We start from the raw sequence: 12,351 nt of genomic DNA on the forward strand, positions 1-12,351 counted from the left end.
TCAGCCACGGAAATAATTGACGAAGCCCATTATCCCGTAACCGAGCACCAGGAGGCCAGAAACCACACGCACGACGCGGGCTTGTGCAAAACGCGTGAAGCGCGCGAGCAAGAGCCCAGCGAGCAACAGATTGGGCAAGGTGCCCAGCCCGAAGGCGAGCATCGAGAGCGCCCCGCGTGTCGCCGTGCCGCTGGCGAGCGCCGTGGTCAGCGCGCTATAGACCAGTCCACAGGGCAGCCATCCCCACAAGAGCCCCAACGGCAGCGCTTGGGCAATCCCGCGCACCGGCAGGAAGCGTTTCGTCAGCGGCTGGATGCGCCGCCACAGCGTTTGACCGCCACGCTCCAGCGGGGCGAGCAATTGGGTCAGCCCGAGCAGATACAGGCCCATCGCGATCAACATCAGGCTGGCGAAGAGATACAGGCCGTTTTGGAGCAGAAGCAGGTTGCCGGCCTGCTGCCCCAGCCAGCCGGCGATCAGACCGGCGAAGACGTAACTGGTGATGCGGCCGAGGTTGTAAGCAAGCTGCACGGCGAGCGCCGCCGCACCCTGCTTTGGCGCTTGCAGCGAGAGGGCGCCGACGATGCCGCCGCACATGCCGGCGCAATGGCCGCCGCCGAGCAGGCCGACGATGAACAGCGCGAAAAACGAGTTATCCACGGGCGGGGTGCCGTCCTGTCAGCGCCGACTTCGTGCCCGAGTCAGATGACTTTGGAATAGCGGATGCGCTCGCGGTCGGCGCGCAGATACTTGTCGAACACCATCGCGATCACGCGCACCAGGATGCGGCCCTTGGGCTCGACCGTGATCCACTGGTCGTCGATCGTCAGCAGCCCGGCTTTTTCCATTTCGCGCAAATCGGCGAGCTCCGGCGCGAAATAGGACTTGAAGTCGATCAAATGCGCGATCTCGATCGATTCGATCGACAGCTCGAAATGACACATCAAGGCCTGGATGATCGAGCGGCGCAACAGATCATCCGCGGTGAGCTCTAGCCCGCGCATCACCGGTAGCCGCCCCTGGTCGAGCGCATCGTAATACTCATCGAGGGTGCGATAGTTTTGAGCATAGGTCGGCCCGACCTTGCCGATCGCCGAGACGCCGAAGGCCAACAGATCGGCTTCGGCATGCGTCGAATAACCTTGGAAGTTGCGATGCAGGCGTCCTTGACGCTGCGCGATGGCGAGCTCGTCATCCGGCTTGGCGAAGTGATCCATGCCGATGAAGACATAGTCGGCATCGGTGAGCCGCCGGATCGCCAGCTGGATGATCTGCAGCTTGGCCTCCGGGCTCGGCAGATCGGCCTCCTGGATGCGGCGCTGCGGCTTGGCGAGATTGGGCAGATGCGCGTAGTTGTAGATCGACAGCCGGTCGGGGCCGAGTTTCAGCACCTCGTCGAGCGTGTGGTTGAAGCTGATCACGTTCTGCTTCGGAAGACCGTAGATCAGATCGACCGAAATGCCCTTGAAGCCGAACTCGCGCGCCGCCTCGATGACGACGCGCGTCTCGTCGAGCGTCTGGATGCGATTCACCGCGGCCTGCACGCGCGGATCGAAATCCTGCACACCGACGCTCATACGGTTGAAGCCGAGCTCGGCGAGCAGCTTGACGGTTTCGCGGTCGACCTTGCGCGGATCGACCTCGATCGAATATTCGCCGTCCGGCAGCAGACGGAAATGCTTCTGCGTCATTTCCATCAGGCGGCGCATCTCGTCGTGCGACAGGAAGGTCGGCGTGCCGCCGCCCCAGTGCAACTGCACCACGTCGTGCGGGCCATCCAGCGCCGCCGACTGCAACGCGAGTTCCTTGCCGAGATACTTCAGATACTTCGCCGAGCGCCCGTGATCCTTGGTGATGATCTTGTTGCAGGCGCAGTAATAGCAGATCGTGTTGCAGAAAGGGATGTGAAAGTATAATGAAAGCGGCCTGCCGATCCCGCCGATCGTGCGCTTGCCCAGCCAGGAACGGTAGGCGGCATCATCGAAAGCCTCGACGAAGCGGTCGGCCGTCGGATAAGACGTATAACGCGGGCCGGAAACGTCGAAGCGACGGATGACCTGCGGATCGAAAATCAGTTCTTGATAATGGCTCACGACTTGCAGCAATAAATGCGACGCGATGAAAATACCACGCTCGACCAGAGCTTGCCCCGACCGGACGAGACTGGCAGGATGCAACAAGTGCGCCCGGCCCACGTTGACGCAGATCAAAGCACCTCTGAATGACATGCCATGCCGGCCAAACTAGCCCATCTATCGGTGCCGGCGCTACGCGAAGCTTGCTCGCAATGCAACCTACGGGAGCTATGCCTGCCGGTCGGGCTCTCGGAAGAAGAGCTCGGCCGGCTCGACGAGCTCGTCACGATCCGGCGCCGCATCCTGCGTGGGCAGCCGCTGTTTCGCAGCGGCGACCCCTTCGAAGCGATTTATGCCGTCAAGACCGGCTTTTTCAAAACCGATGTGCTGCTCGAGGATGGCCGCGAACAGGTCACCGGTTTCCAGATGGCGGGCGAAATCCTCGGCCTCGACGGCATCGGTAGCGAAAAGCACTCGTGCAATGCGATCGCGCTCGAAGACAGCGAAGTCTGCGTCATTCCGTTTTCCGACCTCGAAAACTACTCCCGCTCGATCGGTGCGCTGCAGCATCATTTCCACAAGGTGATGAGCCGTGAGATCGTGCGCGATCACGGAGTGATGATGTTGTTGGGCATCATGCGCGCCGAGGAGCGTCTGGCTGCCTTCCTGCTCAACCTCTCGCAGCGCTTCACCGCGCGCGGCTATTCGCCGACCGAGTTCAACCTGCGCATGACGCGCAACGAAATCGGCTCCTATCTCGGCCTGAAGCTCGAAACCGTCAGCCGCGCCTTCTCGCGCTTCCAGGAAGAGGGGCTCATTGCGGTGCATCAGAAGCACATCCGTATCCTCGATGTCGCCGGACTCAAAAAACTGTTGTCCGAACGGCGCACCTGAAAGGAGCTGCTCCCGACATGACGTCGCAAGAAACCCACGACACACGAATCGACATTCCGGCGCTGCTGGTGCGCCTGCCGCTGTTCCAGGAGCTCACCCCCGAGCAGATCGCGCATCTGGCCGCACATACGCGCGCCAAGCGCCTGCCGAAGGGCGAGATGCTGTTCCAGCGCGGCGATGTCGCGCACGGCTTCTATTTCATCGTTTTCGGACAGGTCAAACTCGCCTTCCCGTCGTCGAGCGGCAACGAAAAAGTGGTCGAAATCCTCGGCCCGCGCCAGAGCTTCGGCGAGGCCGCGGTCTTTGCCCAGCGGCCCTACCCCGTCTTTGCCCAGGCGCTGGCCGACACCCTGTTGCTCTACATCCCCCGCGACGCAATCTTCGAGTTGCTCGAAAAGGACATCGCGTTCGCGCGCAACATGCTTGCCGGGCTGGCGATGCGCCTGCATTCGCTGATCCAGGACGTCGAATCCTATTCACTGCGCTCCAGCGCGCAGCGCGTCATCGGCTATCTGCTGCAGCACTGCCCGGATGAGCGCTGGGAAAGCAGCGTGGAGATCACCCTGCCGACCTCGAAGCAGGTGATCGCCTCGCGGCTCAACCTGACGCCGGAAACCCTCTCGCGCATCCTGCACGACCTGGCCGAAGCGCGGCTGATCGAAATGCACGGCAAGCACATCAAGATCGGCGATCTCAAGCGGCTACGCGAATACGAGTTTTGAAGTCCCGATAGACGCCCACCGCGCCGAGCAGGTTATAGCCCAGCCAGGCGCAGGAGGCCGCGAACAGCAAACCGGCCAGCCGGGCCAGCAGCGGCCAGAAGACCGCCGCGAGAAGGAAGGCTAGAGCCGCCAGATGCAGGCGGAACTGCCCGAGCATGCGCTTTTCCGGGATCATCTGGTGCATCGTCGGCGGCATCATGCGCATGCCGCACAGATTCTGCAGATGCAGCCAGTTCAAAAACGGCACGATCTTGTAGAGCATGCCGTTGATCGCCGAGACGAAAACGCCGACGATCGCCAGCAGGCCGATCCAAACCGCCCCGCGCGGCTCGCCCTGCAGGGCCGGCAGCCAGGTGATGACCAGCACCGAAACGATCACCGCGAGCAGGGCCAACATCGCGGTGCGGAAAAACAGGAAGGTGGCATCCCTCACCTTGCGGCGGCGGCGACTTTGCAGACGGAGCGTGGCGAGCGCAAACACGCCGCTAAGAACGACACCGCCGATGAACGCCACTTGCTGCCGGGTCGGAACCTGAGGGTCGAACAGCAGCGACCAGCCTAGCAGCACCGCGATCAGGGCGAACGGAAAGCTGCGCGCCAGCCAGGCCGGATAAGCGGGCGTCAACTGGAACATCGGCACCACGTAGTAAGAGACGCCAGCCAGCAGAATCAACGCCCAGCCGCCCAAACCCCACGCCGCATGCAGATCGGTGAGCGCCAATAACGGCAACTCGCTGCCGCGCGCAAGCCCGGTCGCCAGGACGATGCCCAGACTCACTGTCGCCACGAGGGCGACCAGGGCCAGCCGCAGTGCCATGACTGTCGCGCCGCGGGCCGGCGTGCGCAAGAGGGCAATCCCCGTCACGATGGCGAAGAAGCCCAGCGCCAACGCCAGCCCATGTGCCGCGGCCATGAAAAACCCTGGCTGCTGACCCAGGAAGGCGGTAACCAGCAGTACGGCCGAGACGATCAGTAGCGGGTGCACCACCCCGGCCACCAGGCGCGGACGCCAGACGTTCGCCCCGGCGGCCACCGGCAGGAATTGCAGCAAGGCGCCGCACATCGTCTGCAGCATGAAACCGAGCACCAGAAGATGGGTGCCCGCCAATGCACTCGGCATCCAGCGCGAAGCGAACATCTCGCCGCCGACGATCGCGAGCAGCAACCCCGCCGCGATGCCGAACAGCGGCGCGGTCAGGAAGAAACGGAACGGGACGTCGATCGGCGGCGCCTGATCGAAGGAGAGATCAGGGTGCATGGTTCTCGTCTCGAAAGGGGTCAACCGTGACGGATGCGGATCTCGTGCGTGCCGTCCTCGAAGATCTCCTCCTGCCAGACGTAGCCATGATTGCGCAGGATGTTGAACAGCGGCAGCGGGTGGCAGTAGAGCAACAGCCTGAGCTCCTCGCCGCGCGGCAGGGTATCGAGCGCCTCGAGCGTGCGCTCCAGCGGCTCGGGCGGCTGCATTTCCCGGCCATCGATGACGCGCGTGGCTGGACTCGCAGCCGTCACGCCGCCTCCAGACGCTCGCGCAATGTCGGCGCCAACGCCGCCGCTTCGGCATCGAGTCGCTGATCGCACATCGGGTAGAGGATGTTTTCTTCCTTCAGGTTGTGCTGCTGCAACATCACCAGGAGGGTATCGGCCGCGCTGGCATAGGCCTCGGCATCGCGGTCCGCACACCCAGCCTCCATCTGCTTGAACAATTCGCGCATCTGCGCATGTTCATGGCGCATCACGCGCGTCGGCCCCATGCTCATGCCTGTGGCGGCCTCGAATGCCGGAAACAGCGTCTCTTCCTCGGCCGCGAAATGGGTTTCCATTGCGGCGAGGAAACCAGACAACGCAGCATTGGCGCCCGGCCAATCGCCGGCGCGCACGGCATTTTCGGCGGCGACGAACAGATCGTCGCAATGTTGATGATGATGGCGCAGCGGTTCGGTCAGGGAAGGCATCGGCAGCTCGTTTCGGTAAAAGCAGCATCGATTCTCTTTGCTTACGCCGACCATCGCCTTGACGAACATCAAATCGCCGCCAAGGTTTCCTCGGCAACCTCCGCGGGCGGCAGCGCGATCGCATCGTCCTTGCTGTAGCGGTAGTCGTTGAAGACGTGCTCGGCGCTCAGCAGCTGCCAGCTGCCGTCCGGCCGGCGCCGCGAGGTGTGCTTGAGGCGGTAGGTGTAATGGCCACAGGTCCACAGGTCGAAATTGCGCATCTGCGTGCAAAGGCAGGTCTTGTCCCAGACGTGGATCTTCTTCGCGCCAGGATGCGCGGCGACCTCGCGGTTGTAGGCGTCGATGTAGGAACAACGGCCGTTGGCGTCGAGCAGATAGCCATAGGCCTCGCAGTTCGGGCGGATGCCGTCACCGATCGCTGGGCTGTTCTTCAGCATGCGCATCGGGTAGCCAGTCGGCGAAATCATGTTCACTTCGATGTCGTCTTCCTCGGCCTTGAAATATTCCTGCTTCACGTCGTCGGGCAGGCCGCACTCTTTGGAGACGGTGAAACGGGTGGCCACCTGCACTGCCGCGGCGCCGTTTTCGAGAAAACGCACCGCATCGCTGCCGGTGAAGATGCCGCCGGCGGGAATCAGCGGGATCGCCAATCCTTCCGCATCCAGCCAGGCGCGGATCTCGGCGACGATGCTCGCCAGATCGTAATCCGCCCAATCCATGCCGAAACCGAGGTGGCCGCCGGCGAGCGGCCCTTCGACGACGACATAATCCGGCAGCCGTTGCGTGCGCGCGCTCTTCTTGATGAACAGCTGCAGGGCGCGCAAGGAAGAGACGATGATGCCGAGCTTGACGTCACGAAAACGCGGGTGATCTTCCATCAGCGCGAATGAGCCAAGATGCAGGCCAGCGGCGAGCGTGATGCCGTCGATGCCGGCATCGAGCGCCGAGCGCAGCCGCACGCGCAGCGTTTCCTTCGGCGCGTTCATCGTCAGCTTTTCCATGCAGTTGATGAAGATCAGTCCGTTACCGCGCTTCCTTTCCATCGTGTGACGCACGTGCGCCTCGGTGGCCTCGGCGAGCAGAGCGAGATCGAACTGCACGTCGGACTTGTTGCTGTTGGCGACGTTGTATTTGTACTGGCGCAGCTTGTCCTTGACGTATTTGGTGTTGTAGCGTCGGTCGGAAACGGTCGGCACCATCGCATCGGAGATGTGCCCGACCCCGCCCAGCCGCGCCGCCTCGAGCGCGAGCTCGGTCGTCGAGATATCCACCCCCATCCCGCCGATGACGATGGGCACCAGCTCATGTTTGCCCAGGCGCAGGCGGAAATCATCCACGCATTTCATGTTCGCTATCCCGGCCGCCTTTGGCAGCCCCAATCACAGGCCATAATGATACCCCGTGCCGTCCCGAAGCCGCCGACTTTTCGAGGCGGGCCGGCGCCCGGCGGGCGTTCCATTTTCCGCCAGCGCCGACTGTCAGCATTCGAGCACGTAGGTTCCCGGCGCATCGGCGAGCGCCGGATGCGCGCGGCTGGCCACCGGCCCCGGCTTGACGAGCGCTCCGGAATGCACCCGCAGCCAGGTGACCCAATCCTGCCACCAGCTGCCCGGCTGCGCTTCGGCCCGTTCCTGCCAGACATCGGGATTGTCGTGCCGTTCGGCGGCGCCGACACGGTATTCGCGCTTGGGCGGATGCACGGGCGGATTGACGATGCCGAGGATGTGACCCGAGCTCGACAGGACGAAACGCTTCGGCCCGGAAACATAATTCATGAGGCGGTAAGCCTGCCGCCAGGGAGCGATGTGATCGTCCGCTGCCGCGACCGCATACACCGGCTGAACGATGCGCGTCAGGTCGAGCGGCTGGCCAGCGAGTGTCAGAGCATCCTTTTTGATCAGCTGGTTGTCGAGGTAGAGGTTGCGCAGATACCAGGCGTGCATCCTGGCCGGCATGCGCGTCGTGTCCATGTTCCAGTAGAGCACGTCGAAGGGCGGCGGCGTCTCGCCATACAGATAGCCATGCACGACGTAATGCCAGATCAGGCTGTTCGAGCGCAGCAGGCGAAATGCCGCGGCCATCTCCTTGCCGTCGAGATAGCCTCTGGCCTCCATTTTCGCGACCAGATAGCGGTAACTGCCCTCGTCGAGAAACACCTCGATGTCGCCCGGCTTGTGGAAATCGACCAGCGTGGTAAAGAACGTCGCACAACCCACCGGCACATCCTGTGGCGCGTATTTGCGATTCGCCCAGGCGAGATAGATCGCCAGCGCGGTGCCGCCGATGCAGTAACCGACGGCGTTGACCCTGTCGGACTTCGAGATGCCGCGCATCGTCCCGATCGCAGCCTCGATGCCCTCGGTGAGGTAATCGTCGAAGCCCACGTCCGCCATGGTCTCGTCCGGGTTCCTCCAGCTCGTGATATAGACGTCGAAGCCCTGGTCGAGCAGAAACTTGACCAGGCTCTTCTTGGGCGTGAGATCGAGGATGTAGAACTTGTTGATCCACGGCGTGACGATCAGAAGCGGCACCCGGTGCACCTGGGTGGCGGTCGGCGCATAGTGGATCAGCTCGACGAGCCGGTTGCGCATCACCACCTTGCCGGGGGTCGTGGCGAGATTGACACCGACCTTGAAATCGTCCGGCCGCGTCATGCGAATCTCGCCGGCCTGCCAGTCGGCGATGAAATTCGCCCAACCGCGCCAAAGGCTCTCGCCGTGACTTTCGACAGCCTTGCGCATCGCCACCGGATTGGTGAGCAGGAAATTCGTCGGCGCCATCGCGTTGAGCCACTTGCGCCACCAGAAAGCGGCGCGCCGCCGCTCGCGGCTGGGCAGCCCCGGCGTCTGATAAAGCATGTCCTGGATCTGGTGGGTGAAGGCAAGGTACCACTCCTTCGTCAGATCCCAGGTTGCCGACTCGGTCCAAACCGGATCGGCGAAGCGGTTGTCGTCCGGATGCGGCAGCTCGACGTCCTCTCCTGGCAATCCCAGCATGCGCTGCCAGGAATGCTGCTGCAATTCGACCATGCGGGCATAGAAGCCTGCCGTCGTTTCGGCCAGCTCCTGCGGGTGTGTCAGCCATGCCCACTGCGCATTGGATAGCGGCATCACCATGCCAAGCGGATCGATGCTCGTCTGCGCAGCCTGGCGCAAGACCTGAAAAACCTGTTGGGGCGTAACCGTGACTCCCAGTGCTCTGTTCGTTGCCATTTTCGTTTTCCCGATGCGCTATGATTCTGCAAGGGCTCGCCGTCCGCGATGTTGATATGCGTCAAGCCCCTTGTCAAAAGGAGCGCATCATGTTCAAGCACATTCTCGTTCCGACCGACGGTTCGCAACTATCGCAGGAAGCAGTCATGCGCGCCATCACCTTTGCAAAGGAAACCGGTGCGCGTATCACCTTTTTCTACGCCAAACCGGAATATCCGGTCGCCTTCTATGGCGAGGGAGCGCTGATCGACCCGACGACGCCTGAAAAGTTTGCGCAGATGGCGGAGCAGCAGGCGAAAGAGATCCTCGATGCCTGCACCAAGCTCGCCGCTGCCGAGGGCGTCGAATGCGCGACCCGCAGCAAGACCAGCGATATCCCCTATGAGGCGATCATCGAGGCCGCCGATGCCGCTGGTTGCGATTTGATCTTCATGGCCTCGCACGGTCGGCGCGGCCTGGGCGCCCTGCTGCTCGGCTCGGAGACCCAGAAAGTCCTCACCCATTCGAAGATTCCGGTGCTGGTCTATCGCTGACATGCACAATCGCGCGCTGGCCATCCTTCACGACGAGCACCGCTCACTGGGCGCGGTATTGCATGGGCTGCACTTCCTCGTCCGCGAGGCCCGCGAGAAAGGCAAAGAGCCCGATTTCAAGTTGCTCTGGGCGATGCTCTATTACATGGACGCCTTCTCGCAGCGGCTGCACGATCCGCGCGAGGAAGCACTGCTGTTCGCTCGCCTCAGAGCGCGTACCCGGGAAGCCGACGAGACCCTGACGTTGCTCGAACGGCAGCATGCAGAAAGCGCACGGCATATCCAGGAACTCGAACGGCTGCTCGGTCAGGTCGAGGCCGGCGTTCCCGGCAGCCTCGACGCCTTCGCTGCTGCCGTCGAGGCCCATCTCGATGCCGCGCGTCAGCACATGCTACTCGAAGAAAAAGTGGTGATTCCGTTGGCGAAGAAATATCTGACTGCCCAAGACTGGCTCGAAATCACCGACGCCTTCGCTGGCAAAGACGATCAACGTTTCGGGCCCAAGCCCGAGCATGAGTTTCGCGACTTGTTTTCCCGCATCGTCAATCTCGCTCCGCCGCCGATTGGCGTTGGCCCGACGCACACGGGCTCACGGCGGGGTTGAGCTTTGCCGACGGCGGGGTTGAGCTTTGCCGAAACGGTGAATGCACGCGGCGCCCGCCTGGATCGCGGACGCCGGTGGCTCAAAAGTTACTTACCCGCTTTCCTGGCGTCTTCTTCTGCGTGCTTCTTAAAGAAGTTGTACAGAAAGATGATCATGCCGATCGCGAAAACGACGGTGAACGTACTCAGCAGACCGATATCGGTACTGAACAGCAGTTTCAGTGCTTGCATGCCAGTTCTCCCCTAGTTGACGAACAAAAACCGACCGGCGCCCGCTCAACCCTTGCCGCTGGCGCCGATCACCACATCGTTGCTTGCCGGCAACATCACCCCCCCCATCACCCGCCAGGTCTTCGCCTCGTCCTCGATGATCAGCAGCCAGTGGCCAGAAGCGGGCAGATTCAGCTCGCCGACGTATTCCGCGCCCAGGGGCTTCAATATCGCGTGCTGATCGATGCCGGCCCGGGTCGGGTGAGACAAGGTCAAATACAGTGCGGTTGGCGACACGGAAGCGTCGCGGCTGCCTAGGCGTACGCGCACACGGTCGCCTTCCAGCCGCATCGCGACCGTAATGCCCAGGGTCTCGGCAAGCTTGCTCTTTGCCAGCGTTTCGCCGGCCGCCAGCCCCTGTTTGTAATAATCCTCGCTGACCAGGCCATCGTTGCTCCTGATCGCGATCCATGCCGATACGAACGCCGCGATGATCACGATGATCGGGCCAGACATCAGGAACCACGGCCACGGTTCGCGGTACCAGGGTTTGACGGTGGGCTGGCGTGTCGGTGCATTCATGTCGCATCCCTCAGGGCATCAGGAACGTGGCCTTCTCATGCACGGCCATCTTCTCGTCGCCTTCCGCCTTCACATCGAAATAGATCGTGTGCGAGCCCTTTGGCGCCGCATCGGGCGGCACGCGCACGGCAAAGGAAAAGCTCTTCGTCGTCGCCGGCTCGACTTCGACCACCGGCCCGCCTTCGAGCTGGATGCCTTCGAGCCCGCTCACCGTGATCCGATAGCGGTGCGGTTGCTCGGAGACGTTCATCACCTGCAGGCGATAGATGTTTTCGACCAGGCCGCCCTCGACTTCCCGCGCAAGCACACCGCGGTCGCGGATCACATTCACGCGCAGATCCGGTTTGTGAGCGATGCCCCAGATCAGGCCGGAGACGATCGCGAGCAGGATCACGGTATAGACGATGATGCGCGGGCGTACGACATGGCGCAGGATTTCCTTCCTGCCCCAGTGCCGTTCCATCGCATGCTCGGTCGTGTAGCGGATCAGACCGCGCGGATAGCCCATCTTGTCCATCACCTCGTCGCAGCCGTCGATACAGGCAGCGCAGCCGATGCATTCATATTGCAGCCCGTTCCTGATGTCGATGCCGGTCGGGCAGACTTGCACACAGATGCCGCAGTCGATGCAGTCGCCCTTGCCGATGCTCTTCGGATCGACCCCCTTCCTGCGCGCGCCGCGCGGCTCGCCGCGCTCGACGTCGTAGGTGATGATCAAGGTGTCCGGGTCGAACATCACGCTCTGGAAGCGGGCGTAGGGGCACATGTAGAGACAGACCTGCTCGCGCAGATGGCCGGCAAAGAGATAAGTGAACCCCGCGTAGAAGAACATCCAGAAGGTCTCCCACGGGCCGAGGTTCCAGCTCCAGAATTCGACCCACAGCTCGTGGATCGGCGTGAAGTAACCGACGAAGGTAAAGCCCGTCCACCAGGCAAACAACACCCAGAGGAGGTATTTCGTCGCTCTGAGGCGGAACTTGCGCGCATCCATCGGCGCTTGGTCGAGCTTGATCCGAGCGGGGCGCTCGCCCTCGACCATCTTCTCGATCCACATGAAGATTTCCGTATAGACGGTCTGCGGGCAGGAATAGCCGCACCACAGCCGCCCGGCCACCGCCGTGAACAAAAACAGCGCATAAGCCGAGATGATCAGGATGATGGCGAGGAAAACCACATCCTGCGGCCAGAGCACCAGATCGAAGACATAGAACTTGCGATTGACGATGTCGAGCAGGAAGGCCTGCCGATCACCCCAGGGAATCCAGGGCAAGCCGTAATAGATCAGCTGGGTCAGCCAGACGAATACCCAGCGCCAGTTGGCGAAACGCCCGGTCACCGAGCGTGGGTGGATTTTCTTGCGGGACTTGTAGAGGGTGACGACTTCTTCCGCCGGAGCTGCGGCGTTACTTTTCTCTGCGGGTGGGTTCATTGGGTCGGGTCGAGGTCTTCGGTTGTACAAAGGCGATGCGCTATCTTACTTCACGGCCCCTACCCTCGAAGGTTCCGCGTGTCGAAGCCGCCCGTCGCCAGCAACGACGACCCCCTGTTGGGCGGGAATGCCGCCC

The 12,351-nt window shown here is 62.4% G+C and carries 14 protein-coding genes; 4 read left to right on the forward strand and 10 right to left on the reverse strand.

Annotated elements, in window-relative coordinates; translation table 11 throughout:
- Together EL335_RS08870 and hemN are read right to left on the reverse strand one after the other, a co-directional pair.
- The gene (locus EL335_RS08870) at positions 1–660 is read right to left on the reverse strand and encodes a sulfite exporter TauE/SafE family protein (protein ID WP_284155303.1); all 660 of its coding nucleotides are present in this window, start codon (positions 658–660) and stop codon (positions 1–3) included.
- Between the two features lie 41 nt (positions 661–701).
- Complete coding sequence (hemN, locus tag EL335_RS08875; RefSeq protein ID WP_126446073.1) at positions 702–2,093, reverse strand: oxygen-independent coproporphyrinogen III oxidase; 1,392 nt, start codon at positions 2,091–2,093, stop codon at positions 702–704.
- Between the two features lie 138 nt (positions 2,094–2,231).
- On the opposite strand from hemN, the gene fnr reads away from it, so the two are divergent.
- The gene (gene fnr, locus EL335_RS08880; protein ID WP_126446075.1) at positions 2,232–2,969 is read left to right on the forward strand and encodes a fumarate/nitrate reduction transcriptional regulator Fnr; all 738 of its coding nucleotides are present in this window, start codon (positions 2,232–2,234) and stop codon (positions 2,967–2,969) included.
- A gap of 17 nt (positions 2,970–2,986) precedes the next feature.
- A complete protein-coding gene (locus EL335_RS08885) occupies positions 2,987–3,691 on the forward strand; it encodes a Crp/Fnr family transcriptional regulator (RefSeq protein ID WP_126446077.1) in 705 nt (234 codons plus the stop codon).
- Here EL335_RS08885 and EL335_RS08890 read toward each other — a convergent pair.
- The 5 genes from EL335_RS08890 to EL335_RS08910 all read right to left on the reverse strand — a co-directional run bounded on the left by EL335_RS08890 (position 3,663) and on the right by EL335_RS08910 (position 8,858).
- On the reverse strand, positions 3,663–4,949 hold the full coding sequence (locus tag EL335_RS08890; protein ID WP_126446079.1) for a hypothetical protein: 1,287 nt from the start codon (positions 4,947–4,949) through the stop codon (positions 3,663–3,665). The two genes, EL335_RS08885 and EL335_RS08890, sit on opposite strands and share 29 nt — an antisense overlap.
- 20 nt (positions 4,950–4,969) lie before the next feature.
- Positions 4,970–5,203, reverse strand: coding sequence for a DUF2249 domain-containing protein (locus EL335_RS08895; RefSeq protein WP_126446081.1), 234 nt, complete (start codon positions 5,201–5,203; stop codon positions 4,970–4,972).
- The gene (locus EL335_RS08900) at positions 5,200–5,646 is read right to left on the reverse strand and encodes a hemerythrin domain-containing protein (RefSeq protein WP_126446083.1); all 447 of its coding nucleotides are present in this window, start codon (positions 5,644–5,646) and stop codon (positions 5,200–5,202) included. The genes EL335_RS08895 and EL335_RS08900 overlap by 4 nt, the downstream gene beginning before the upstream one ends.
- A gap of 68 nt (positions 5,647–5,714) precedes the next feature.
- Positions 5,715–6,992, reverse strand: coding sequence for a nitronate monooxygenase (locus EL335_RS08905; protein WP_126446085.1), 1,278 nt, complete (start codon positions 6,990–6,992; stop codon positions 5,715–5,717).
- Positions 6,993–7,124: 132 nt separating this feature from the next.
- Positions 7,125–8,858, reverse strand: a complete 1,734-nt coding sequence (locus tag EL335_RS08910; RefSeq protein WP_284155304.1) for a PHA/PHB synthase family protein — start codon at positions 8,856–8,858, stop codon at positions 7,125–7,127.
- Between the two features lie 89 nt (positions 8,859–8,947).
- On the opposite strand from EL335_RS08910, the gene EL335_RS08915 reads away from it, so the two are divergent.
- Complete coding sequence (locus tag EL335_RS08915; RefSeq protein ID WP_126446087.1) at positions 8,948–9,391, forward strand: universal stress protein; 444 nt, start codon at positions 8,948–8,950, stop codon at positions 9,389–9,391.
- A gap of 1 nt (position 9,392) precedes the next feature.
- Positions 9,393–9,995 carry a hemerythrin domain-containing protein gene (locus EL335_RS08920; protein WP_126446089.1) on the forward strand — a complete coding sequence of 201 codons (603 nt, stop codon included), beginning with the start codon at positions 9,393–9,395 and terminating at the stop codon, positions 9,993–9,995.
- An 86-nt stretch (positions 9,996–10,081) separates the two neighbouring features.
- Here the strand turns inward: EL335_RS08920 and EL335_RS08925 are convergent, their stop codons facing one another.
- The 3 genes from EL335_RS08925 to ccoG are packed head-to-tail and all read right to left on the reverse strand — an operon-like array spanning position 10,082 to position 12,215.
- On the reverse strand, positions 10,082–10,225 hold the full coding sequence (locus EL335_RS08925; protein ID WP_126446091.1) for a DUF3149 domain-containing protein: 144 nt from the start codon (positions 10,223–10,225) through the stop codon (positions 10,082–10,084).
- 45 nt (positions 10,226–10,270) lie between these two features.
- Entirely contained in the window at positions 10,271–10,786 is a 516-nt protein-coding gene (locus EL335_RS08930; protein WP_126446093.1) for a FixH family protein, read from the reverse strand.
- Between the two features lie 10 nt (positions 10,787–10,796).
- Positions 10,797–12,215 (reverse strand): cytochrome c oxidase accessory protein CcoG, encoded by a 1,419-nt coding sequence (gene ccoG, locus EL335_RS08935; protein WP_126446095.1) that lies wholly within the window; start codon positions 12,213–12,215, stop codon positions 10,797–10,799.
- Positions 12,216–12,351 lie beyond the last annotated feature (136 nt).

Origin of the sequence: Sulfuricystis multivorans, assembly GCF_003966565.1 — a bacterium.
Classification (GTDB): Bacteria; Pseudomonadota; Gammaproteobacteria; order Burkholderiales; family Rhodocyclaceae; genus Sulfuricystis; species Sulfuricystis multivorans.